Here is a 25,670-nt window from a genome sequence, read left to right as displayed (position 1 = left end):
ATGGCAATGAAGCAAAAAAAATTCCGTAGAAAACGGAATCCATATCAAATATCAAAATGTGCCTATTTATTAATTACTATTTTTTTAGTAATCTGTTGATTTGAGTCTTCATCAACCAAATTTAAAAAATAGATACCATCAGCACAGTTGGCTATATTCAAATTATTATCTGTATTTGAAAGCGAACCAGACATTATCTTATGGCCAGTAGCACTATAGAAACTATATACTAAATGTGGATATTTACTATTTGTTATGGTTAGTGATGTTGTTGCTGGATTAGGATAAATTTCAAGAATTCCTGTAATTTGATTATCTGGTAAACCAAGAATGTTTTGAACAGACTCTATTGAGGTTTGTCCACTATTAATTGGGTCCAACCAATCTTTAAGCCTTGTTTGTGGCGTGTTTCCAGAATCCCAAGAACTAGCGAATCTACCATAAATATCATAGTCATTATTAGTTTCAGTTCCTAAGCAAGAAGCTTGACCAGCATAAAGTTGCCCTATAATTTTTCCATTTTCATTAAATAGAGGTGACCCTGAGGATCCACTTTCGGTAGTCCCTATTTCCCATCCGTTGCCGTTTCCAGCATTTACTCCACCTATAAGCCAAACATCTGTTCCATTTGCATTTTCTTTTGTTGCACCATCGTCGTCTCTAGATATTTTCATAATATCACCGTTAGGATGATGAATCCCAATTTGAAATTGCGGCAACAAATCACTCCTGTCCCAACCTGCAAATGTAATATCCCATGAAACTGGTACTGGATTATATAACTTAACTAAAGCAAAATCACTTATCTCATTTGCAGAAATAAGCTCGGTACCACTCATTGTAAAATTTGTTTGAATATCTAGGCTATTAACAGCTTCTCCACAAACAGGATCTGGGCTTACCCAGTTAAAACGGATGCTCCATAAAGATGGATCACTATTTTGTAAACAATGATTTGCTGTCAATAAATACGGAGTCTTATCCATAGCAGTATTATTTACCATAGAAGCAGAACATAAATACCCATTACCTAGTGTAAGCAAGGCAACAGCTTTTTTTATAATAACTTTATAATTATCAAAATCCTCTCCCACAGGACAATTTACATCATAATTACAATCACCACTATCATTCAACCCCCGATTAGTATCAAACAACTCATGTACTTTACCCATTCTATAACCATGAATAACACTACCAATTTTTAATACAACATTTGTAGCAACAGAATAAGGCTCAAAATACTCTACGTAAATCAAATCACCCTCCACAAACCAAGAGGCTATTTTATTATTTGGAGTATTCTCTTTATTTCCATACAATTTTGAAACATCGGTTTTATCCTCATTGAAAAACTGCAATTTGCTTCCTTCTGGTAAATAAAACGAATCAAAGTTAACACTCAAATTAACTGCACCTCTGCTCCATATAGCAGCCTGCCATAGTCGGCCATTCTCATCTGGAAGATCTGTCCATGTCCCTTGATTTTGTAAATCTAAACTAACAGGTCTTTCAATTCCGTAACGCCAAGGCTGGCTTTTATCAAGATCATTAATACTATCTTGTTCTTGAATTATTTCTAAATCAAGACGAGGAAGCTCTATAATTTCTGGCGCAACATCAAAATCATAAGACCAACTTATGGGCTCTTGTGAAAACAAAAGTCCTGTTGCCATTAAAAAAAATAAATATGTAATTTTTTTCAAAATAATCTTAATATAACTCCATAAATAACTCAACTAAAATAACTTAAAAAGAGCACATATCAATAGCAAATCACTACAAATTAAAAAATCCCGGTGTTGCCATCGGGATTTTTTAATTTTAAAAGTTGATTATATAATCAACATAGCATCACCGTAAGTGTAAAAACGGTACTTCTCTTTAATTGCTTCTTCGTATGCCTTCTTAGTAAATTCATGACCCGCAAATGCACTCACCATCATTAATAATGTTGATTTAGGTGTATGAAAATTAGTAACCATTGTATTAGCAATACTAAAATCATAAGGAGGAAAAACAAACTTATTTGTCCAACCATCATAAGCATTCAAAGTTCCTTTTGATGAAACTGAACTTTCTAATGCGCGCATTACAGTAGTACCTACTGCGCAAATACGTTTTTGTTTTGCAATTGCATCATTAATAACCTCTACAGAAGACTCAGGAATATGCATCTCTTCGCTATCCATTTTGTGCTTAGAAAGATCTTCAACCTCAACAGCACTAAAAGTTCCTAAACCTACATGTAAAGTAACTTCTGGAAATTTAACACCCTTAATCTCTAGGCGTTTTAATAAATGCTTAGAAAAGTGTAATCCTGCAGTTGGAGCTGCAACAGCACCTTCTTCCTTAGCAAAAATTGTTTGGTAACGCTCAGCATCTTCTGGCTGAACCTCACGCTTAATATATTTAGGAAGTGGTGTTTCACCAAGCTCAGTTAATTTATTTCTAAACTCTTCATAAGACCCATCATACAAAAAACGTAGCGTTCTTCCTCTTGATGTTGTATTATCAATCACCTCAGCAACTAATGTTTCGTCATCGCCAAAATATAATTTATTTCCTATTCTTATTTTTCTAGCTGGGTCAACTAATACATCCCAAAGCCTTGTTTCTGGATTTAACTCACGCAACAAAAATACCTCAATTCTCGCACCAGTTTTTTCTTTATTTCCGTACAATCTAGCAGGAAAAACCTTCGTATTATTTAATACAAGAATATCATCCTCATCAAAGTAGTTAATTAAATCCTTGAACATTTTATGCTCAATAGTTTGTTCTTTTCGGTTTAAGACCATCAATCTGGCCTCATCTCTTTCTTCACTTGGATATTCAGCTAAAAGTTCTTCAGGTAATTCGAAATTAAAATGTGAGAGTTTCATCCCCATAAGTTCTTGATTTTAGGTTTTAAAAGCTGCAAATATACAATCTGGCGATAGGCGTTGTCAAGTAAAACGGCATTTATCTTTTGAAGAATCTCATTATGAGGGTAAAAACAAAAATAAAACGTTGAAATTTGCAGTCTTTTCTTTCCCGAAATTTCAAAACTCTTTAATTTCTTCGGAAATATTAAGTATCAAAGCGCTCTTATCTCATTAAACTAAGTTGTATAATCACGAAAAATGCAAACAATAGGTTTAATTAATAGCAGTTATTTAAAAATAGTCACATTTCCGAAGTAAATATTAACATCAAAAATTTATTCTAAAAATGTAGTGCTAATTCCTATTTTTTCTAAATCACTATAAAATTCTGGATACGATTTTGAAACAACCATTGGATCTTCAATTGCGACAGGAAACAGCAAAGCTAACGGAGCAAATGCCATCGCCATACGGTGATCTTGGTATGTCTCAATTGTTTTAACTTCTGAAATTTTTGCTACACTATTTGCTTTAAGGTGCAAGGATTTATTAGTGACATTGATAGAAGCACCAAGTTTTGAGAGCTCAGTTTTAAGAGCTTCAAGGCGGTCTGTCTCTTTAATTTTCAACGTATGTAAACCTGTTAGATTACAAGAAATACCCAACCCAAAACTTGTCACTGCAATTGTTTGAGCAATATCTGGCGTGTTGATTAAATTAAGGTGTATCTCTGTTAAATCAACCTCTTTTTCTTTAGTTATAGTAATGGTATTATCGCCATTAAATTGAGTAATCACGCCAAAATTTTCATACACCGTTGCTAGCGAAGCATCTCCTTGCAAGCTATCTTTTTTATAGGCAGAGAGCGTCACAGACATGTTACTCGAGAGCGCTACCAAACTATAAAAATAAGAAGCCGAAGACCAATCTGACTCTACTGTTATTGTTTGCGGAGCTATCTTTGTAAGAGGAGAAATTGTAATGTTTTGACCTTGAAAATGATATGTGACACCTATTTCTTTTAGTAATTTTAATGTCATTTCAAGATAAGGACGCGATGTAATATCACCTATCAATTCAATCTTTAGTCCTTCTTTTAAACTAGGCGCAATAAGCATTAATGCCGAAATATATTGACTACTCACGCCCGCGGCTATTGTTACTTTATTTTTTAACTTTTCAACACCTTTAATTTGCAGTGGCGGAAAGCCTTCGTTTTCTTGATATTCAATATTTGCACCCATTTCTCGTAACGCTTGTACTAATAACCCTATGGGCCTTTCTTGCATTCTTGAACTACCTGTTAGCACAACATTTGAGTCTTTTTTTGCTACAAAATACGCTGTTAAAAACCGCATTGCAGTTCCCGCATGGTGAATATCTACAACGGGGTTAGTGCTTTTTAATGCTTTACTAAGCACAACAGTATCGTCACTATTTGATAGGTTTTCAATTGCAATGTCTGGAAATAATGCTTGTAAAATCAACAATCGATTACTCTCACTTTTTGATCCAGTGATAGCAACGACTGCGTTTTTTACTGTATTTATTTTTTTTAGCTGTGCTATCATTTACTACGATTGTCTTTTTCTTTGAGCTTTGCCCAAAATTTTATGAAAGTCATTATTAAACCATAAAAAAGCGAGGTCATCGCCCAACCAATAAAAAAACGAGGTGTGGGTGATAGATTTTCAAATGAAAAACCAGAAAACGCCCATTTTAAAAGAAATAGTATAACCCCAAAACTCACACCTAGAATTAAAACGGACTTCCAAAAACCTTTATAATTTATTATCCTTTTAAACATTATTTAAGTTTTTCATTGTTATGATGACGGTCGTGATCGCGTTTAGTTTTAATGTCTAACTTTTTATCAAAAGCCTCTTGCAAATTAACACCTGTTTGATTGGCGAGACACAAAACTACAAACATGACATCTGCTAGCTCTTCTCCTAGGTCTTTATTTTTATCACTCTCTTTTTCGCTTTGCTCACCATATCTTCTTGCTATAATACGGGCTACCTCTCCTACTTCCTCTGTAAGTTGCGCCATATTTGTAAGTTCGTTAAAATAACGAACACCATGGTTTTTAATCCAACTATCTACTTCTTTTTGCGCGTTTTTTATATCCATGATTTAGATTTTTGAGAGCACTATTTTTTCATTTTCTTTTCCAACGATTTGTCCAAACATATCCTTAATAAATTGATAATCGCTGGGAAGTAAAATGGGTTTATTTATATCCATAGCCACTGCAAGTTGAATCATTCCATTGGACTCACTTATCAAATAAGAATAAGTCACGGCATCTCCAGCTAATGCTGATTTTGCAGATTCAGGTAATGATTTTACGGTATATCCTTCAGGTATTTTTATTGTGATATTGTATTTATCAGATTTTGGAAAATCAAAAAACACAGGATATTCCCTAGTGTTTTCTTTAAAGGGATTTTCCTTTTGCGCAAAAAACAACATAGGTGAAATATAAATTTCATCGTTAATAGTCTCAACCAATGATGTTGCATTTGCATCATAACTTAATGTAATATTCTTTGTAAATGCATTTAAATCTTTCGTTTCTAGATTTGAAAATTTGACGTCCTCACCATTTTTATCCATTCCATCAATTTGGTCATTAGCATTTTTACCATAAAATTCGGTTCTATATTCTTTTGCATAATGATCGCCCATTCGGCCTCTTACTTTAGCACTTAATGTTCCATCGGGGTTAATTTCGGCTTGAACATACGATAATTTTTGAGAACTAAAATCTGGGTACAATGGCACCCAATCTGAGCTTCCGTCTGGGAGAATTACTCGACCTTGCCAGTTTATGGCACGTTCTGGAAGCACATTAATTGTTGTGTATAATTTGGTAGCATCTAGCAAATAGGTATTTCCTCCTATTTCTACTTGAGCAATTAGATAATTAAATCCATAACGCGTAGGGAATAAAGGAATTCCATTAGATTTTGAACTAATTAATACAGGTAGCACGTTAATTTGAGCTTTTCGCAACATAGATATTAGTAACAAGTTTACATCGCCAACATTTCCTTTTCCTTCTTTATAAGCCTTCTTTGTTCCTTGCTCTGGAAAATACCCGTAATACCCATTCCATCGTACTTTATTTTTGACTAAATCATACACAATTTGCATTTTAACAGAAGGATCTGTCTCAGCTCCAAGCGCGTTTTTTAAATCATCTTCATAAAATGATGAGTTATTTATGCTATTTATAAAATCATCTCGTTCATAGATTGTTTTTGAAACACTCTCCCAAGAGTTTGATAGCATTTTAGGAATACCATTTCCATTTTTTATAACAGTCAATTCCCAAACTGCTTTTGCCGCATAGTTATCTAGATTATCAATATAAGCAGCCCTTTTTATAGGTGGCACATTCACCTCTTCTAATAAATAGCGCCTTTCTTTATAACTTTGTATACCAGATGATCCACCACCTCTTTTAAAGTTACCATAATTAGCAGTACCTAAACCACTTCGTTCTCTGATGACAACTTCTATATTTTTATCGCTCTCTTCAAATGTGAATGAATTTGAAGCTTGTGGATTTGCATAATTTCGGTATACATAAAAATCTGGAATTTTAACATCCACCATCATTTTATTAATGGGAATCTCGTATTGCAATGGTATGTCTGTAATTCCTAAAAAAGGAGACTGCACGGTATATTCTATCTCAATCACACTACCTGGCTGTAGATTAGGCATCGTAAGCTTGTTCTCCATAAAATAATCATTTAATCGCTCTTTAAAAACATTACTTTTATCAAGCTTTGTTTTTTTAACTTTCCCGCCAACAAGATTAAAAGTAGTTCCTTTAATTGAGCTTACTTCTTCTCTATCAGACCCATGATTATATGATTTTATTTTTTTAGTAGCCCAACGATAGCCTTCTGGGTTATAGATTTTAATACGCTCAAAGACATTGGTCACTTGCTCAAAGCCTTTAGATTGATTATACACAAAAGCCGTTCTGTGTTCCCTATAGAGTACTGCAGCATTAGATTTTGGATTCAATGCATTCTCAGTTTCTTCTAATTCTTTTTTTGAAACTTTCCCTGGTTTAAAATTCTGCGGAAATGCAACAACAACGATTAATAATGCTATTAATGTAACTATCTTTTTCATATAAATTAGTTTTTTGAAAGTACTATTTTCGAGTTTGAAATTTTATAATATTCTGTAAATATGGTTTTAATTCCCTCATAATAATCTGCCGCTATCAATGGGTAATTTACCTCAACATCTAACGAAACCATAATGGAATTTCCTGAAACTTTATTATCATATTTAATAGATGCTATGTTATCCTGCATAGCAATATTAACACCTTCAGGTAAACTTTCTACGGTGTAGCCATCTGGTATTTTAAATGTAATTTTATAAGTTTTTGAATAAGGAAACACAAAATCTATAGGGTATTTTCGGTTTTCATCAGTAAATTTATTTTCCTTTAACCCAAAAATAAACAAGGGATCTAAATATAAGTTACCTGAAATTTCTTCTAGATAAGACTCTTTTTTAAACGATGTTTCCAGCATAATAGGCTTTGTCAAATTTGCCATATCTTTAGTATCTGTCTTTGAAAAATAAAGTAAATTATTTTCTTTTTGAAGATCATTCCAGTAAGCATTTGCTTGTTTATCTGTATAGTCTTTTCTATATCTATTTGCAAAATAACCGCTTAATCGTTGTTTATAATCTCCTATGATAGCACCAGAAGTAACATCTAATGTTGCATTAGCAATCACAAAACTCTTTGAGGATTTTGTAGGACTAGTAGGGATAGTTTTAAACATATCATTCTCATATACGATAAGTCCTATTCCATTAATTAAGTTACTAGGAAGCTCACCAAAAGCGGCATTTTTTCTTGATGCATCTAATAAGTAAATTTTGTCATCAATCTCAACGGCTGTTAATATAGCATTAAACCCAATTATTGTGGGGAATAAAATATAACCACGGCTTTTTGTAGCAGCCAGTACTGGATTTGCCTTAAGACCTGCCTTTCGTAACATTGCTGTAAGCGTTACATTAATCTGGCTTATACTTCCTTCCTTTTCCTTATAAGCTGTTCTAGTTTCATCTGCGCCACGACTATAAAATTCATTCCACTTCATCCTTTTTTGTAAAAAGTAGTAAATGTTTTTTGCAAGTTCTAGTGGCTCTATCTCATTTACTAGTAAGGGATCAAGGTCGCTTTTAAAATAACCGCTTCTCTTTACCTCTGCGCCAAAATAATGTGCATCATTATAAAACTCTGCTACATCTGTCCAGTTCTTCATTTTATTTTGACCGTACGTTCCTACTTGCTCTATGTAAATTTTTCCTTGATAAGTACTCAAGCTAGTCACATAATTTTCCTTTTTCAACGGTGGAATATCCTTTCCTACGTATAAAAGTTCATAAGGTTTTTCAAGTGTTTTTAAGGCTATATCACTAAGTGGATTCTGAGTTATTTTTAGCTCTCTTGAATATGGATTTTTAATAAGTACTTTCACACTCTCAATAGGAATATAACTTTGCGAATTAATGGAACGAAGTCCTATATCTCTCACTTTATATTTTAACTCTAAAACGGATCCTTCTTTTACATTGGGAAACGAAATTTTACTCACCTCTTCTCCATCATTTATCTCCTCATTAAAAATACTCCCCTTTTCAACTTTTGTGACAACTATTTTTCCGTTTTCAAGATTATAAGTATTTGCCTTTAATGATTCCACATCGTCAAAATCAATCTGCCATTTAGCATATTCAAAACCTTCTTTTGTATAAATTTTTATACGTTCAAAAACATATAATACTTCGCCAAAATTATACTCCACATCCCGTGTGATTACTTTTGCATCTGCTTCGGGAAACTCTGTATCACTCTTTTCTTGTAACTCTGCGATGCTCACATCTCCAAATTTATAGTCTTGGGCATACGCCGAAATGTGACAAACAACACTCACTAGTAATAAATAAACAAACTTCATTGTTTCATTTTTTTGCTAAAACAATTTTAGCGTTAGAAATTTTAAAATATTCTGTGAAAATTTTTTTTATACCTTCATAATAATCAGCTCCTAAAAGCGAATAATTAATTTCAAAATCCATCGAGATCTGTATTTGATTTCCCGAAACATTATTATCATACTTTAAGCTCGCAATCCCATCGGGCATCGCTAAATTTTTTGGCTCTAATAAGCTTACTACTTTATAATTATCTGGAATGGTAAAATTTATCTTGTAACTCTTATGATACGGAAATCTAAAGTCTAAAGGATATTTTCTTTCAGTATCATTAAACTCGTCTACCTCATTTCCGAAGATAAAGAGAGGGCTAAAATATAGCTCATTATTAATGTCCTCTACATATGTCTCTTTTTGAAAATTTGCTTTAAAAGTTATTGGTAAATCTACATTCTCATCACCCGTAATTATAGGATTTTCAATTTTAAGCGTGTTATGCATCTCTTCCAGGTTTTCCCAATATGAATCTTTCATTGAATTTTCATAATTAGAACGATATCTATTAGAGAAATAGCCATTAATTCTTGTTTTAATTTCGCCTTTAATATTTTTTACAATGGGATCAATTGTAGCATTTACAATATTAATTTCCTTTGAGACTAAAGTGGGACTGGTAGGAAACAATTTCCAATCATCATTTTTGTAGATTAGGAGGCCGTTCCCATTAATCATCTCGTTTGATAATTCTCCAAAGGCATTTATTTTTCTTGAGGCATCTAAAATATAGGTATTGCCAAAAATTTCAACACTACAAATTGTTGCATTAAATATAGTAGCTGAGGGCGAAAGCACATATCCACGGCTCAACGTTGCTGTTAGTAGCGGGTTTGCGTTGAGACCTGCTTTGCGCATCATTGCAATTACAATAAAATTAATTTCGGCAATAGTGCCCTTTTCTTCTTTATATGCTTTTTTAATATCCTCTGAGCCCCTACTATAATATTCTGTCCACTCCATTTTATCTTGTACATGAGCGTAGATTAGCTTTGCTCTTTTTAAGGGATTTATTTCATCACCTAAAATTTTTGGGAGGTCATATTCAAAATAGCGTTTGCGTTCTAGTTGCTTACCGAAAAAGCCTGTGTCATTATAAAGCGCAGCAATTTCTTCCCAGCTTTCCATATATCGCTCACCGTAACTCCCCACTTGTTCAATTCGTATTTGGGCACGATAATTTTGGATATTTGTCACAAACTTTTCTTGTTTGAGTGGAGGTATATTTTTTCCAGAATAAAAAATCCCATCGTCATTTTTTTCTGAAGTTAAAACAATCCCGCTTAATGGGTTTTGAGTAATCGTCAACTCTCTTAAAACGGCACTTTTTAAATATACACGGATAGATTTTATTGGGATGATTGATTGTACGCCTATCATTCTTAATCCAGCATAGGGGATAGTATATGAAATTTCTAGTATACTACCTACTCTAACTTCTGGATATGTAACTTTTGTAATTGTATTTTCATCTTCAAATTTTTCAACAAAAATACTAGAACTGGGCACCTTTGTTTTTTTTACTTCTCCCTCGTCAAGATTGTATGTGTAAGCTTCAAGATCCTCGATAGTTGTAAAACCTATTTCTTCTTTTGCAAAGGCAAAACCTTCTTTTGTATAAATTTTTATTCGTTCAAAAATGCGTAGTTTTTGGCCATAAGTATATTCAATATCTTTTAAAATATACTTGGCATCTGCCTCAAGAAACAAAGAATCCTTTTGCTCAGTTAATTGAGCTATTGTGACTGGCGTATATTTATACTCTTGGGCATAAATACTTAGTGTAGCAATTAAGAAGATAAAAAACAGAAATTGCTTCATGCTACTTTTTTATTAGAACAATTTTAGAATTATCGTTCTTAACCAGCTTTCTAATAAGTGTATCTAATTCATTAAAAGATTCTTTGGGTTCATCAACAGCATATAAAACTACGTTTCTAGAATATATAAGTGTTGTTTCATTTTTCTTTACTAATGTAGCTTTGTAGGACCCAAATTTATTTGAAACTTCAAGTGTATCAAACATAGATTCTACTTTATAACCTTTTGGTAAAATGATAGTAGTTGTATCATTAAAAGTTTTCCCTCGTCGAACATAAACACTTTGCTTTCGTTCACCGTTAACATCTGGAATGTAAGCAAATCGATTAAAAACATTAGGATTCAGTAATAGTCTATCACCAGCTTTTGATGTATAATTTTTAGCTAAGAACGATAATTCTTGAGTAAAAACCACATTAACTTTATCATTATCAAATTTAATGTTTGATAATTGGAGACCATTTAAATGTGACCATTTTTTTTTATAATATGCATCTAATTCATCACTATCTCCATCCTTTAAATAATAACTATTATCATATTCAATACCTCTTGAAACTTCCTTAAGTGTACCTGTAATTATTAAATTTTCATCTAGTACAACAGTCGCCTCAAAATTACGTGTATTATCCTCCTTAGTGTACGAGTGCGTTTTACCCACAACCCCACCATCTGGAGTTAACATAACTACTTTTCTGTCATCTGTATGAGTTCCTATAAAATTAAAGGGTAAATCTTGACTTGTGCATTCTAAGAATAAATTTTCCTCTTCTAGTGGTACCGTAAGTATAACATGATTGCCCTGCATTGCTACAAAATCTTCTTCTATATCCCTGCCGTCAGACCCACTATCTACAATCGTATAATATGAAGGTATATTTTGCGTATCTAATAGTGCTTTTGTATAATTTGTAAGCCCTTTACAATCACCATAACCCAACTCATCTACTTCTTGAGCAGCTGATGGCTGCCATCCACCTATCCCAACTTGTATACTAATATATCGAGTTTTATTTTGCATATATTCATAAATAGCTTTTACTTTTTCTTTTTTTGTATCTAAATCCTTAACAAGTTCATTTATTTTAGATTTAGTAGCATCGCTTAACTTATCTCTATCTTTTAATAAGTTTTCATTCTGCCAAATCCCAAAATCTTTCCAAGTTGAAACCTCGGCAATTTCTCCTTCAAGCTGAAATTTTTTCAAGGCTACTCTCATTATTGGCAGGTACATTGAGTAATGAGGGCTAGCAAATTCAGATTCAAAAGCTAAAACATTCTTAATAGTATAATCAAGATTTCCGTTTAAACTTTTAGCCGTAACATCAAAGTTATCCAGATTGTATGCTTTTTTAATGATTGGAATTTGTCTTTCGTTGACGATTTTATAATTAGAAGACTCCACCGCAACGGTTGTTTTTCTTAACGGAAGCCATTGTTTTAAGAAACCAGTTGTTCTTGATTTTAATTCGTACTCAAAAGTTAATGTAAACGGATAGGAAGAAGGGATGAACTCAAGTATTTTTTTTCGATTGTCTGAGTATAAATTACTACCAGATGCCGTGACATCAAGGAAGTCTTTTTCTTTATATTTTTCTATTACATCGCCATCCCTATCATATAAAATTGCCGATATTTTTTTTACTTTATCATCGCCGCTATAGTAAACAACTGGATCAATGGCGTCCCATCCACCTCTATTTAAAACAGTTATTGTAGAACTAAATTCTTCTTCTAAAGAATCAAAATCATTTATAGTAATTGTTGTAGTTTCATTACGAACAACAGCATTTGCATTTTTAATTAAGGTAGCATCAATATTATTTACACTATAGTCTTGGGCATTAGAAAAAAAATTGATAAACGATAGAAGAAAGAAGTAAGTGATACGCATAAAATAGGTTTGGCTTCAAATCTATGGAAATCAATTAAAACTAAAGTATAATTTTTAAAAAACCTAAGACCTACTCTTTGAATCCATTGTAATAGTAATTGGCCCATCGTTTACAAGTGCTACATCCATCATAGCACCAAACTCGCCTGTTTGCACTTTTTTATTCATTTGTAATTCTAAGGCTGCAATAAATCGCTCATATAAAGGAATGGCAATTTTAGGTCTTGCTGCTTTGATAAATGAAGGTCGATTGCCTTTCTTAGTGGAAGCGTGTAATGTAAATTGGCTAACTACAATTGCATCACCTTTTACATCTAATATTGAAAGATTCATCGCACCTTCGGCATCACTAAAAATGCGCATTTTAGCAATTTTTGATGTTAACCAGTTGATGTCCTCTTTTGTGTCTTCAGCTTCAATGCCTAGCAAGATTAATAACCCTTGTTTAATTTCAGAAATTCTAACGCCTGAAACTGTTACTGAGGCTTCACTTACTCTTTGTAAAACTACTCTCAAACTATTTTTTTTCGTAAATATCTTTTCTAAAATGTTCCTCGTCTCCTTCAACTATCTGCACATAACTTTTATACCTGCTCCAAGCTAACTTATCTTCTTCTAGTGCATCTTTTACAGCACATTTAGGCTCCTCAATGTGTAAGCAATTATTAAATTTACATTCTTGTTTAAGAGCGAAAAATTCTGGAAAATAATCACCAATTTCCTCTTTTTCCATTTCCACTACACCAAAGCCTTTAATGCCAGGTGTATCAATAATTTTTGCGCCAAAATCAAGGTCATACATTTCGGCAAAAGTAGTAGTATGTTGACCTTGACTATGCTGTGCCGAAATTTTCTTTGTTTTTAACTCTAACGTTGGTTCCAGTGCATTTGCTAATGTTGATTTTCCAACACCGCTATGTCCAGAAAACATAACCACCTTGTCCTGCATCATCTCCTTAACTTTATCAATATTCTTCCCAGTTTCTGCTGAAATTCCAAGACATTCATACCCAATGCTGCGATATAATGCTGCAAGGTATTTTACTTCTAAAATTTCATCTTCATTATAGGTGTCAATCTTATTAAACAACAAAACCGCTTTTATATGATACGCTTCGGTAGTCACTAAAAAACGGTCAATAAATGTTGTAAAAGTAGGTGGATTGTTAAGAGTTACTAGCAAAAAAGCAATGTCAACATTAGCAGCAATAATATGTGTTTGCTTTGAAAGATTGACACTTTTACGAATAATATAGTTATCTCGCTTATCAATCTTTGAGATGATCCCTATTGTTTCATCACCAATGGTCTCAATTTCAAACTCCACAGTATCTCCTACGGCAACGGGATTTGTACTTTTAATCCCTTCCATTCTAAACTTACCTTTAATACGGCAGTCATAGAATTTTCCTGCATTTGATTTAACGGTGTACCAGCTTCCTGTTGATTTATAAACGAGTCCTTTCATTGGCAGTAAAAATACAGTTTTTAAGTATTAATTACTTTCTTTTGATGGTTGATTGATTCTTGGTGAATTGCTTTGTATAATTTAAGAATAAATTCTTCACTTAATTGATGCTGTTCCCCTTCAAGAATCATCCTTCCAAGAACCTCATTCCATCGTTTTGCTTGTAAAATTGAAACGTTATTTTCTTTTTTAAGCCTACCTATTGAATCTGCAATTTTCATTCGCTTACCTGTCATCTCTAGCAATTTATTGTCAATGACATCAATTTGTGTACGCAGTGTATTTAATTGGTTTTTAAACTCTAGAGCCGTTCCATCTTTTTTCCTAATTCTTAAATCAATAGTCATTTGGTCAAGCGTAGTTGGTGTTATTTGTTGAGCTGCATCACTCCACGCATTATCTGGATCGTAATGTGTTTCTACCATCATACCGTCATAGTTTAAATCTAAAGCTGTCTGGCAAAGGTCAAAAATAATATCACGACGCCCTGCAATATGTGAGGGGTCTAGTATAAGTGGTAAATCTGGAAATTTATTTTGTAAATCAATTGGTATTTGCCACTCTGGATTATTACGATATTTTGTTTTTTCATACGTTGAAAACCCTCTATGTATTACACCTAGATTTTTAACATCTGCAGTATAAAAACGCTCTACAGCTCCTAACCATAAAGCTAAATCTGGATTTACAGGATTTTTAATTAACACAACTTTATCTGTTCCTCTTAGGGCATCTGCTATTTCTTGAACTATAAATGGTGAAACCGTTGTGCGCGCACCAATCCACAAAATATCTACATCATGTTTTAATGCTAAATCTACATGATTTGCATTTGCAACTTCTGTAGTTGTTAACATACCTGTTTCTTCCTTTGCTTTTTGCAACCATTTTAAACCTAAAGCACCAACTCCCTCAAAATTTCCTGGGCGTGTGCGAGGTTTCCATATTCCTGCACGCAATACAGTTGCATCAGTATTTTTTAATTGGTGTGCAATCTTTAATACCTGTTCTTCAGTCTCTGCACTACATGGCCCAGCAATTACTAATGGATGTGCAAGCTCCATTTTGTCTAACCATGTTCTCAATTCTTTTTTATTCTGCATAATTTAGTTCTTTGTGTAAAGTGCTCATTGCGTTATGTAAATTATGTTTATAAACACCTACTATTTTTAATTCTAACACTGCTTTTTTGAGCATTGTTATTACTTCTTTGAAAACCTCATAATCATCAAATAATACTTCAACTAAAAATGAATATTGCCAAGGTTTACCTTCAATTGGTAATGATTGTATTTTAGTCAAGTTAATTTTAAATGTTGCTAATAGTTGTAATATATTTGAAAGGCTTCCTATTTCGTGATCCAATTCAAAATTTAATGTAGCTTTATTAGGTTCAATTTCTTTAGTTGCATTTCGGCCTATAACCACAAACCGTGTTTTGTTTTCTTTTTCTGCTTGAATATCACTGGCTATAATTTCCAGTCCATATTTTTCTGCCACCTGCTTACCTGCAATAGCGGCAACTCCTTTTAAATTATCATCTAAAATTCGTTTTGCTTCACTAGCGGTATCTTTTCCTTCAATCAATTTACAATGCGGTTGTAGTCGCTGTAAATAGGTTGTACACTGCTGCAAAGCTACGGGATGTGAATGGACTTCATCAATGTCATGGACCGTTTGTCCCGGTAATGCCATCAAAAACATATCGATGGTTAAAAATGTCTCTCCAAGGATACTAAAGTTACCATCATCAATCAATTTATAGTTGGGCAAGATAGTTCCGGCGATGGTATTCTCTATGGCGATAACTCCCAAATCTGCGTTAAAATTTTTAACCGCTTCTGTTACTTTTGCAAAGGAATTACAAGGCACGAGTTCTGCTTCGGCTTCAGGAAATAGTTGTCTTACTGCAAGGTCGTGGAAGCTACTTTCTATTCCTTGGATTGCGATTTTTAATTTCATAATATTTCGGTTTAAAACAAAAAAAATCCTGAATAAACATTCAGGATTTGTAAATTATATATGTAATATACTATACAGTAACCCTGGCCTCTCGACTAAAGAAGAAATACCAAAAGTTAAAATATGTACGTGAGTTATTCATTGTGCGTTATTGTTATGGCTAAAGTAGGTATTATTTTAAAACGACAAAATGTTTTCTTACTTTTTTTAATTAACTAGTTTTGAAATAGAAATAAAATTATGGCAATTACTATAAAAAATATCACAAAGACCTATGGAAATCAGCAGGCCTTAAAAAATGTATCATTTCATATTAATGAGGGAGAAGTCGTAGGGTTTTTAGGCCCTAACGGTGCAGGAAAATCTACAATGATGAAGATACTAACAACCTATCTCAATGCAACTAAAGGTAGCGCTATAGTAAATGGTTTTGACGTAGATAAAGAAAAAAAACAAGTCCAAAAAAGCATAGGCTATTTACCAGAGCACAATCCTTTATATCTGGATATGTATGTAAAAGAATATTTAGAGTTTAATGCAAACATTTACGGTGTCTCTAAAACAGCGGTAGCCGAAGTCATCACACAAACAGACTTAACTCCGGAGGCACATAAAAAAATAGGGCAATTGTCTAAAGGGTATCGTCAACGTGTAGGTCTTGCTAATGCCTTATTACATGACCCTAAAGTTTTAATCCTTGATGAACCAACAACGGGTCTTGACCCTAATCAACTTATTGAGATTAGGTCATTAATTAAAAATTTTAGCAATAAAAAAGAGCCAAAGACAATCCTTCTTTCAACACATATAATGCAAGAAGTGGAAGCTATGTGCGACCGTGTTATCATAATAAATAAAGGCGAAATTGTACTTGATAAAAAAATTGCAGATTTAAATAAAAGTAAACAACAAATTATTGAGGTAGAGTTTGATTATCGTGTAGAAGAAGTTGCTTTATGCAAAATACCTAACGTGTCAAAAGTAGAAAATGTAGTTGGTTTTGTCTATAATATTTATTGCAATACTGAGAAGGATATGCGTGGAGACGTGTTTGATTTTGCTCACGATAGCGGTTTAAAAATTCTGCAATTACATCAAAAAAACACTACGCTTGAAAAGTTATTTGTAGAATTAACTAAAGAGTAATTTAAATTCTAAATTTTGTGAGTGATCCCTTTAGAACTGTAATAATAAAAGTAGCCTCTCAATGAAACATATGTAGCTGAACCCTATAGAATTTAATGAAAGTTTCGACTGCGCTCAACTAGAAAAATTGCTAAAATTAAATTTTTGATTACTACTAATCTACTCAAAAATTAACTCACCACGATATGGCGTTTCTACATTAATAATGGGAGGTCTATTTGTAGAAATACAATTACCAACACTTACAATTCTTCCCGTTATGGATTGTTGTGGATTAACTACCATTACATCTGTACTGCGATGAAATATATTTAAATTTTGAATTACTAAGTCTCGTGCTTCAATACCGCAATCACTAGAAAAAAGTCCAAAATCTGCTCTTTCAGCACTCCCTTTCAAATAAAATCTAGAAAGTCCATTTGCAACTATTCTTAAATTTTGAACATCTAGATCAAGGATAAAATCGCCATCTGTATGAAATTCATCTTCATTATCTTGATCTTCACTTAACAATAATAACTCTGGGAATCTTAATACACCAATACTTTGTGTTGTAAGCCCTGTACTGCTCCTTATTTGGTTAATGTTGGGCGAGGTCACGTATACTTTAGTAATGCCATAATCCCGTACTAAATTGCAACTATTATTATTAAAAATATTGAGTTCACCATCGATGACTTGTAATTCTACATCATCAAGTAAATTTTCACCAGTTTCAATGACAACTCGCTGTGTTTCTCCTTGTGAAATAAATAACTGAGTGCGTTCCCAAACAATTATTTTTGTGAATGGAGCAACGCTCATTTCGGTTTCTATAATTTTACCTGCGCTTTGAAAACAATTTAATGAATCTTGAGGTGAGGTACAACTTACCAACCATAAAACGCTCAATATTAAAAGTAGTTTTTTCATATTACAATCGTATTCCTAAACCAAATTCTACTCCCTCTGCTTTTGCCCAATGTGCTCTTACGGTTACAGAAGCAAACACTTTATCTCCTAAGAAATAACGTTTTAATCCTAAGCGGTTATAAACTCTGTTTTCAAATTCAAATGGATAATATACATAATACCCCAATTGAGATACAAAAGCAACTTTATTAAATCGCAATTCATGTCCTACGAACAATCCTACCCGTTTCCAATCTTCATCTCCAGATAATCCGTCTTCAGGAAAAGCTATAGAGCGATATTTTATAAACTCTTTCATGAAAGGCAAAAACATAACATCAATACCTGCCTGCAATGTACTTTTATAATTAATACGCTTATCTGCAAAAGCCGAAACAATATAAAAAGGAAATTGCCCAGAACCTACGACATCACTTTCGTGCACTCCAAATCTAAATGCTATATTATATTTAATAGGCTCTGCATAATCTTTGCTATTTTCCCCTTCTTGAATAGGTGTATATTCAGGAAGGTTCTCATAATCTAACTGATAACTCACACCAGCATTCAGCCCAAATGTGTTTGTACTATTATTAGGTGCCTTTAAATTTGCATTACTATAATGAATGATTGAAAATCCTGCATGAAAACCAAATCCTTTATAAAAATTTTCTTTTACATAGTTAAACTTTAAGAATGTGGAACTCAAAAACCTTGTTCCGTATGCATTATTATTAAAATTTGATTCACGATCAAATGGGTTTGTACTGTAAGCAATACCTTGACCTACCCTCACAACCACATTACGTTGAAAAAAATAAAAGTTATAATGACCGTACAAACTAAAAGCTTCGCCTAAAAACTCATTCTGCATGTCTTGATAAATAGCAGTCACACCCCAATCTGGATAGCGATGAAAACGCTCCCAAGCTTCTCCTCCAAATGTCTTTCTATTATAAGACAAAGTAACTCCACGAGGGTGTCCTGTAATAACGTGTTGAATATCTGGATTATGTTCTAAAATACTACCATAGTAGTAATCTGCTTCCAAAGAAAAATACTTTTTACTTTCATCTTTGGGAGCATCTTGGGCTAATAGCGAAATGCTACAAAAACAGAAAATAAATAAAAAATAGAAATGCTTCATATAGAAATTAAGAAGCGTAAATATAACTTAATCATTCAAAAAGTAGCCTACCGTCAAACAATTCTTCAACCGCAATAAAATCTGGCATGTTTACCGAAACCACATTACCAAAACTAACAATTTGACCTCTAATGGATTGAATGGGGTTTACATACATATTATTGCTGCTGCGGTGGTATAAATTTAACTTTTCAACTACAAGGTTTCGCGCTTCTATACCCGTATTACCAGCGAATAAACTCATACTAGCATTTGTTGCAGTACCATCTATCTTAAAAATTGCAAAACCATTTGAAATTATATCTAATTTTTCGGTAGCAAGTGTGATATTAAAATCGCCATCTGTATGTGTTATTCCAGAGACACCTTGGTCTTCACTAATAAGTTTAATTTCTGGGTAATTTAACGTCCCAATACTAGAAATGGGAAAGCCTGTACTACTTCTAATTTCGGTAATATTTGGTGAGGTTACATATACTTTAGTAATGCCATAATCTCTCAAAAAATTACAGCTGTTATTATCATAAATATTGAGCTGATCATCAATTACTACTAATTCAATATCCTTTAATAAATTTTCACCAGTTTCAATACGCACTTTTTGTGTGTCGCCTTCTTCAATAAATAGTGTGACTTGTTCCCAAACTAATATTTTATTAAATGCCGCTATACTTACTTCGGAAGTCACAATATCCCCTGCGGTTTGGAAACAATTTGAGCTGTTTTCATCATCGCAACTAATGAATCCTAATGTAATAAATATGTATAAAATATGTCTCATTTCAGAAATACTAATTAAAGTCTTGCTCCTACACTAAATTCAATAGCTTCGGCTTTTGCCCAATGTGATTTTACTGATATTCCAGCAAAATATTTGTCGTTAAACAAATATCTATTTATCCCTAAACGGTTGTATATCCTATTACCATTATCAAACGGAAAATATACATAATACCCTAATTGAGTTACAAATGCAGTTTTACTAAAACGCAACTCATGCCCTACAAACAAACCTACTCGCTTGTAGTCTTCATCTCCTGAATATCCATCTTCCGGGAACGCCACTGCTCTATACGCAATATATTTTTTAAGATATTTCATAAAAAATATATCCACCCCCATTTGCAAGGTGCTTTTATAATTTAACCGCCTGTCAGCAAACCCCGAAATTACAAAAAAAGGATATCGTGGCGAGCCTATGACATCACTTTGGTTAATACCAGCTCTAAACATAATATTGTATTTTATTCTTTCGGAAAAATCCTTAGTACTTTCCCCATCTTGTAATGATATATATGCTGGAAAATTTTCATGATTAAAATTATATTTAACTCCTACGTTTATTCCTATTGTATTTGTACTAGTGTTAGGAGCTTTAAAATTTCCGTTACTATAATGCATGAAAAATAACCCTGTTTGAAATCCAAAGCCATTCCAAATATTCTCTTTTACATACCCTAACTTAAAGAACATCGAGGTAGTAAATCGTGACCCATAGGCATTGTTATATGGATTGTTATTAAAATCGTATGGATTTGTAATATATGCAAGCCCCTGCCCTGCGGTAAGCTGTAAATTTCGTTTTAGAAAATAAAAGCTGAAATGACCATTTAAACTTAACTGCTTTCCTAAAATGGGATTATGAGTGTCTTGATAGCCAAAAGTCACCCCTATATCTGGATAATTATAAAAACGCTCCCAGTTTTTTGCACCGTAAGATTTTCGGTTAAAAGAGGCTAAAACACCTGTGGGATGTCCTTGTATTAAATGAGATAAATCTGGGTTATGTTCTAGTATATTTCCGTAGTAATAATCAACTTGAATATTATAAAATGAAGGCAACTTTTCATTTTCTAAATCTTGAGCATTCACACTCAAAAAAACAAAAAATAAAAGTACCGATAGTGAATAGTTATACTGGAAATATGAAGCAAATCCCCAACGCATCATTCAAAAATAAGACGTCCTGTAAACCGTTCTTCAACCTCAACAATTGGCGGCCTGTTGATTGAAATCACATCTCCTGTACCCACAATTGCCCCCTTAATTTCATTGAGAGGATTGACTATTATTTTATTAGCGCTCCTTTGAAACACCTCTAAATTTTCTATTGCTAAATCTCTTCCTTCAAATCGAGGATTTTCATCAAGGAAACTTATAATTGTTGTGGAAGCTGAGCCACTTACATAAAATATACTTTGCCCATTTGCGCTAACCCTAAGTTCATCACAAGCAACATTTACATAAAAATCACCACCTTTTAATGGGTCTGCTAATCCTCCCGAGGTATTACTCTGTAAGGTTAACTTCGGAAATGTTAATTGCCCAACTCCCGTTACGTCAGAACTTGACGAGTTTTGAATTTTAGTTAAAACTGGGGTAGTTACAGTCGCCTTCGTCACTCCATAATCACGAACAAAATTACATGTGTTATCATCCCTAATAACTAAAATATCACCCTCAACTGTAACTTGTACATCTGACAATAAATTTTCTCCGGTCTCTACAATAACCTCTTGTACTTCACCTTGAACTATTGTTAAAGTGACTTCTCCTTCTACTCTAATTTCGGAAAATGGAGCTACCGTAAAATTAGTTTCCACAATAGTTCCTGCAGATTGAAAACAATCGCTTCCGTTTTCTGAATTACAAGAAATTAAGAGGACTACAATTGTAAAAACTGTAAGTGCTTTTTGTATTATATGAGTCTTTTTTTTCATTTTAAATTATATTCTAAACCCTAATCCAAATTCAATTGCCTCTGCTTTTGCCCCGTGTGTTTTAAGAGTTACTTCGGTAAATATTTTTTCTGAAATATAATATTTTAAACCAGGTCTAAAATAAATTCGTCCTTCAAAATCGTATGGATAATATATATAATACCCTATTTGTGTGATGAAAGATAATTTATTGACATGTAATTCGTGTCCTGCAAAAATCCCTACTCTTTTATAATCTTCATCACCAGATATTCCTCTGTTTGGGAAAGCTGCAGCGATATAATCAATCTCACTTTCTAAAAATTTTGAAAAGAATACTTCGGTTCCTAATTGGATAGAACTTTTAAAACTCAAGCGTTTATCAGCAAATGCACTAAGAATAAAAAATGGTTTCTGCCCTAGTCCTAAAAAATCACTTTCATTAACACCCCCCCGTACCATCAAATTAAAATGTATGGGTGCAGTCACTTTTCCGAAGGTATTATTTTCTACATATTCTTTTTCTAACCCTCCGTCAAGCTCGTACGTGATACCTAGGTTTACACCTACGGTATTTGTACTGGAATTGGGTGCTTTAAAATTTGCATTTGAGTTGTGAATAAAAGTTAAACCGGCTTGAACACCAAAACCTTTGAATATATTTTTCTTTTGATAGTTGAGTAGAATATATGTGGTTGCGAGTAAATCGCTTCCGTAGGCATTGTTTTTAGGGTTTTTGTCTAAATCAAATGGATTGGTCGCATAAGATATTCCTTGTGCAACTCGTAACATTAAATTTCGATTTAAGAAATAAAAATTATAGTGACCTAATGCCCCAATAGTATTCCCCAATGTGCCATTATGTGAATTATGGTATAAAATTGAATAGCCATAATCTGGATAATTAAAGGCTTCTTCCCAACGATTTTTACCAAAGGTTTGCTGGTTGTAACTTAAAATAAATCCTTCTGGATGTCCTTTTATTAAATGTGCAATATCCTTATTGTGCCTTAGAATAGTTCCATAAAAGTAATTGACCTCAACGTTTGCATGTGGAGTTTCCTGTGCGAATGCAGAAACTGTAATACATAAAAAAAACGCAAGTAAAATTCTGCTCATGGCGACAAATTAAAGCAAAGTTGTTCATTTTAGAAAGGCAAGTTTGATAAATCGACATTTCCGCCAGAAATTATGACCCCTATTTTTTTTCCTTTAAATTGATGTTTTTCTCTTAAAATCGCTGCGACAGGAACAGCAGAGGAAGGCTCAATAATTATTTTTAAACGCTCCCAAATTAATCTCATTGCGGTTATAATTTCCTCTTCGTCAACACGTATAATTTGAGAAACCAACTCTTGTATAATAGGAAAATTATGATTCCCCAAGTGTGTACGCAAACCATCTGCTACCGTATTTACAGTATCATTATATTGAATACTACCCGCTTGGAGTGATTGAAATGCATCGTCTGCTTCAAAGGGTTCTCCTGCAATTACAGTACACGTATTGCCAAAATAATGTGCTGCAACAGCTGTGCCTGCAAGCAACCCACCTCCTCCCACTGGAGTTGCAATAATATCTAAATCTGTATGTTTTTCAAGTAACTCAAATGCTGCGGTTCCTTGCCCTAAAATAACGTCAATATTATTTGAGGGATGCAAAAATGTTGCTCCTGTTTCTTTTTCAATTTTCAATGCTTCTTCTTCACGACTTTGTATAGTTGGGTTTGAGGTTGTAATTTGTCCTCCGTAACCCTTCACCGCCTTGACTTTTACTTGTGGCGCATTTGATGGCATTACAATGTATGCAGGAATATTCAAGTTTTTTGCCGCTAGTGAAACTGCTTGAGCAAAATTACCCGACGAATGAGTTACTACCCCTGCTCTCTTTTGAGCCTCACTTAATTTTAACATTGCATTGATGGCACCACGCATTTTAAACGCACCCATTTTTTGAAAATTCTCGCATTTAAAATAAAGCTGCGCACCGCTAATTTCATTTAAAAGTCTAGATGTTAAAATAGGCGTTTGATGTACATGTGGAGATACACGAGCTACAGTATTTATAAAATCAATTTTTGATGGGATTTTCATCCATCTAATTTACAAAAGAAATATACAATTAAACAAGAAATTGAATTCCGCATTCGCTATTAGCATCTGGTTTTGTAGGGTCAAAATAATCATATTCAATAGGGAGCCCTCTTAGATTCAAATAACTAGTAATTTGCTCATTATTAAAATGATAAAATGGACTTACTCGTAATACACCATCATTAGTTATACTAAATATATCTAACTCGTCTCTATAAGCACCTTGCTTTTTTCTAACTGTAGTAAACCACACATCTGGTTTATACTGTTTTATTGCTCTAGCAAATGGCTCTAACTTTACTGTATCAACAAATAATTCAAATTCTTGAGTATCATTTTTATTTTTAGTAGGTATAGGGAGCGCTCTCTTTGGCCTAAAAACATCAAGATTTAGTGTTAATAAGTGTTGTAGTTTAGCCGCATGCTTAATTGTAGCGTTAGTGTTATGCCCTGTATCGCACCAGACAACCTGAATATCATTTTTTATTGTAGCAACAGAATGTAGAATAGCTGCTGAGTTAGGCCCAAAGCTAGTTGTTAACAATGGATTTTTTGCAATTGATAAAGCAAATTCAATAATTAATTTAGGTTGACTAAATCTATATTTTTTGTTTAACTCACTTATAGAACCAGTGGTTATCGTATGTAAATTCATATTACCCTATTTATCTACTAGGATAAACAAATGTATTTAAAAAAAACCTATAATGAAATTGAAAATTAGATTATAAGTTTTTTTTAACACTAACTACAACTATTTAGCTAATGCAATATATTACACTAAATCTGCTACAGATTTATTTTCAAAAATTTTTAAATTACTGTCACGAACTTCTATCATAAAATCATGAATTGAGCATGTCTCTTCATCTTTACAATCGTCGCATTTTTGATAAAAATTTAGACTCACACAAGGCACTAAAGCAATAGGACCCTCTAAAACCCTATATACAGATGCTAGCGATATATCGTTAGGACTTTTAGCTAAAATATAACCACCTCCTTTTCCCTTTTTAGAAATAAGCAGTTCATTTTTCTTCAACATCAATAAAATACTTTCTAAAAATTTGAGAGATATATTTTCTGCCTCCGCAATTTTTGAAATTTGGACCGGAATTCCAGGTTCTTGTTTAGCTAAAAATGATAATGCTTTTAATCCATATTTAGTTTTTCTAGTCAACATAAAGAGATCGTTTTTTATTGTTATACAATTTTAACCGAATTAAGTGTAATTGAATAATTAATAATCACACTTTTTTCTAATGTTATAGAAACCGAGCAATATTTCTCAAAACTTAGCTGAGCCGCCTTAATAGCTTTTTGAGGTAAAATTTCTCCCTCGAGATTAATATGCACATGCATTGATTTAAAAGGATTAGCCTCTTTTATTTTTTCTCTTTCACCAGAAATTTCAATAGTATACGATGTAATTTTTTGTCGTTGTTTTTTTAAAATATGAATCACATCAATAGCACTACAACCACCCACACCCATTAATAGCAGTTCCATTGGGCTAGAGCCATTACTCACCCCATCTACAGTATTATCAATATGCAAAGGGACGCCACTTTTTCCTTTTGCCTCAAATAAATAATCGTCATTTTTTCTTTCTAATGTTACCTTCATTCCTTAGATCTAAA

The 25,670-nt window shown here is 33.1% G+C and carries 23 protein-coding genes; 1 reads left to right on the top strand and 22 read right to left on the bottom strand.

Annotated elements, in window-relative coordinates; genetic code table 11:
• Positions 1-62 precede the first annotated feature (62 nt).
• The 12 genes from GB234_RS12215 to GB234_RS12160 form a co-directional block, all read right to left on the bottom strand.
• Complete coding sequence (locus GB234_RS12215) at positions 63-1,676, bottom strand: T9SS type A sorting domain-containing protein (protein ID WP_151894859.1); 1,614 nt, start codon at positions 1,674-1,676, stop codon at positions 63-65.
• 159 nt (positions 1,677-1,835) lie between these two features.
• Positions 1,836-2,885: a tRNA preQ1(34) S-adenosylmethionine ribosyltransferase-isomerase QueA gene (queA, locus tag GB234_RS12210; RefSeq protein ID WP_151894858.1), complete on the bottom strand. Its 1,050-nt coding sequence runs from the start codon at positions 2,883-2,885 to the stop codon at positions 1,836-1,838.
• Positions 2,886-3,202: 317 nt separating this feature from the next.
• A complete protein-coding gene (locus GB234_RS12205; RefSeq protein WP_151894857.1) occupies positions 3,203-4,438 on the bottom strand; it encodes a 3-phosphoshikimate 1-carboxyvinyltransferase in 1,236 nt (411 codons plus the stop codon).
• A gap of 235 nt (positions 4,439-4,673) precedes the next feature.
• Positions 4,674-5,000, bottom strand: a complete 327-nt coding sequence (locus tag GB234_RS12200; protein WP_151894856.1) for a nucleotide pyrophosphohydrolase — start codon at positions 4,998-5,000, stop codon at positions 4,674-4,676.
• A 3-nt stretch (positions 5,001-5,003) separates the two neighbouring features.
• Positions 5,004-7,022: a DUF3858 domain-containing protein gene (locus tag GB234_RS12195; RefSeq protein WP_151894855.1), complete on the bottom strand. Its 2,019-nt coding sequence runs from the start codon at positions 7,020-7,022 to the stop codon at positions 5,004-5,006.
• A 5-nt stretch (positions 7,023-7,027) separates the two neighbouring features.
• Positions 7,028-8,878: a DUF3858 domain-containing protein gene (locus tag GB234_RS12190; RefSeq protein ID WP_151894854.1), complete on the bottom strand. Its 1,851-nt coding sequence runs from the start codon at positions 8,876-8,878 to the stop codon at positions 7,028-7,030.
• Between the two features lie 4 nt (positions 8,879-8,882).
• Positions 8,883-10,730 (bottom strand): DUF3858 domain-containing protein, encoded by a 1,848-nt coding sequence (locus tag GB234_RS12185; RefSeq protein ID WP_151894853.1) that lies wholly within the window; start codon positions 10,728-10,730, stop codon positions 8,883-8,885.
• Between the two features lies 1 nt (position 10,731).
• Positions 10,732-12,624 carry a DUF3858 domain-containing protein gene (locus tag GB234_RS12180; protein WP_151894852.1) on the bottom strand — a complete coding sequence of 631 codons (1,893 nt, stop codon included), beginning with the start codon at positions 12,622-12,624 and terminating at the stop codon, positions 10,732-10,734.
• A 63-nt stretch (positions 12,625-12,687) separates the two neighbouring features.
• On the bottom strand, positions 12,688-13,140 hold the full coding sequence (gene dtd, locus GB234_RS12175) for a D-aminoacyl-tRNA deacylase (protein ID WP_151894851.1): 453 nt from the start codon (positions 13,138-13,140) through the stop codon (positions 12,688-12,690).
• Between the two features lies 1 nt (position 13,141).
• Entirely contained in the window at positions 13,142-14,092 is a 951-nt protein-coding gene (gene rsgA, locus GB234_RS12170; RefSeq protein WP_151894850.1) for a ribosome small subunit-dependent GTPase A, read from the bottom strand.
• 20 nt (positions 14,093-14,112) lie between these two features.
• Positions 14,113-15,195, bottom strand: coding sequence for a bifunctional 3-deoxy-7-phosphoheptulonate synthase/chorismate mutase type II (locus tag GB234_RS12165; protein WP_151894849.1), 1,083 nt, complete (start codon positions 15,193-15,195; stop codon positions 14,113-14,115).
• The gene (locus GB234_RS12160) at positions 15,185-16,054 is read right to left on the bottom strand and encodes a prephenate dehydratase (RefSeq protein WP_151894848.1); all 870 of its coding nucleotides are present in this window, start codon (positions 16,052-16,054) and stop codon (positions 15,185-15,187) included. The genes GB234_RS12165 and GB234_RS12160 overlap by 11 nt, the downstream gene beginning before the upstream one ends.
• 240 nt (positions 16,055-16,294) lie before the next feature.
• Between GB234_RS12160 and gldA the strand changes: the two genes are divergently transcribed.
• The gene (gldA, locus tag GB234_RS12155; protein ID WP_151894847.1) at positions 16,295-17,200 is read left to right on the top strand and encodes a gliding motility-associated ABC transporter ATP-binding subunit GldA; all 906 of its coding nucleotides are present in this window, start codon (positions 16,295-16,297) and stop codon (positions 17,198-17,200) included.
• Positions 17,201-17,359: 159 nt separating this feature from the next.
• On the opposite strand, the gene GB234_RS12150 is transcribed toward gldA, so the two are convergent.
• The 10 genes from GB234_RS12150 to GB234_RS12105 form a co-directional block, all read right to left on the bottom strand.
• The gene (locus GB234_RS12150; RefSeq protein ID WP_151894846.1) at positions 17,360-18,112 is read right to left on the bottom strand and encodes a head GIN domain-containing protein; all 753 of its coding nucleotides are present in this window, start codon (positions 18,110-18,112) and stop codon (positions 17,360-17,362) included.
• Between the two features lies 1 nt (position 18,113).
• Positions 18,114-19,238 (bottom strand): acyloxyacyl hydrolase, encoded by a 1,125-nt coding sequence (locus GB234_RS12145; protein ID WP_151894845.1) that lies wholly within the window; start codon positions 19,236-19,238, stop codon positions 18,114-18,116.
• A 31-nt stretch (positions 19,239-19,269) separates the two neighbouring features.
• Positions 19,270-20,019 carry a head GIN domain-containing protein gene (locus GB234_RS12140; protein ID WP_151894844.1) on the bottom strand — a complete coding sequence of 250 codons (750 nt, stop codon included), beginning with the start codon at positions 20,017-20,019 and terminating at the stop codon, positions 19,270-19,272.
• 14 nt (positions 20,020-20,033) lie between these two features.
• A complete protein-coding gene (locus GB234_RS12135) occupies positions 20,034-21,188 on the bottom strand; it encodes an acyloxyacyl hydrolase (protein WP_235906130.1) in 1,155 nt (384 codons plus the stop codon).
• Entirely contained in the window at positions 21,185-21,958 is a 774-nt protein-coding gene (locus GB234_RS12130; protein ID WP_151894843.1) for a head GIN domain-containing protein, read from the bottom strand. Before GB234_RS12130 ends, GB234_RS12135 begins: the two co-directional genes overlap by 4 nt.
• A 6-nt stretch (positions 21,959-21,964) precedes the next feature.
• Positions 21,965-23,056, bottom strand: a complete 1,092-nt coding sequence (locus tag GB234_RS12125; RefSeq protein WP_151894842.1) for an acyloxyacyl hydrolase — start codon at positions 23,054-23,056, stop codon at positions 21,965-21,967.
• Between the two features lie 29 nt (positions 23,057-23,085).
• Entirely contained in the window at positions 23,086-24,030 is a 945-nt protein-coding gene (locus tag GB234_RS12120) for a pyridoxal-phosphate dependent enzyme (RefSeq protein WP_151894841.1), read from the bottom strand.
• A gap of 28 nt (positions 24,031-24,058) precedes the next feature.
• The gene (locus GB234_RS12115) at positions 24,059-24,685 is read right to left on the bottom strand and encodes a phosphoadenosine phosphosulfate reductase domain-containing protein (protein ID WP_151894840.1); all 627 of its coding nucleotides are present in this window, start codon (positions 24,683-24,685) and stop codon (positions 24,059-24,061) included.
• Positions 24,686-24,805: 120 nt separating this feature from the next.
• Complete coding sequence (locus tag GB234_RS12110; RefSeq protein WP_151894839.1) at positions 24,806-25,213, bottom strand: RrF2 family transcriptional regulator; 408 nt, start codon at positions 25,211-25,213, stop codon at positions 24,806-24,808.
• A 20-nt stretch (positions 25,214-25,233) separates the two neighbouring features.
• The gene (locus GB234_RS12105) at positions 25,234-25,656 is read right to left on the bottom strand and encodes an OsmC family protein (RefSeq protein ID WP_151894838.1); all 423 of its coding nucleotides are present in this window, start codon (positions 25,654-25,656) and stop codon (positions 25,234-25,236) included.
• Positions 25,657-25,670 lie beyond the last annotated feature (14 nt).

The organism is Patiriisocius marinistellae, from assembly GCF_009014635.1.
GTDB classification, from domain to species: domain Bacteria; phylum Bacteroidota; class Bacteroidia; order Flavobacteriales; family Flavobacteriaceae; genus Patiriisocius; species Patiriisocius marinistellae.
Note: the sequence above shows the minus strand (reverse complement) of the source record. Positions and strands in the feature narration are given on the sequence as shown.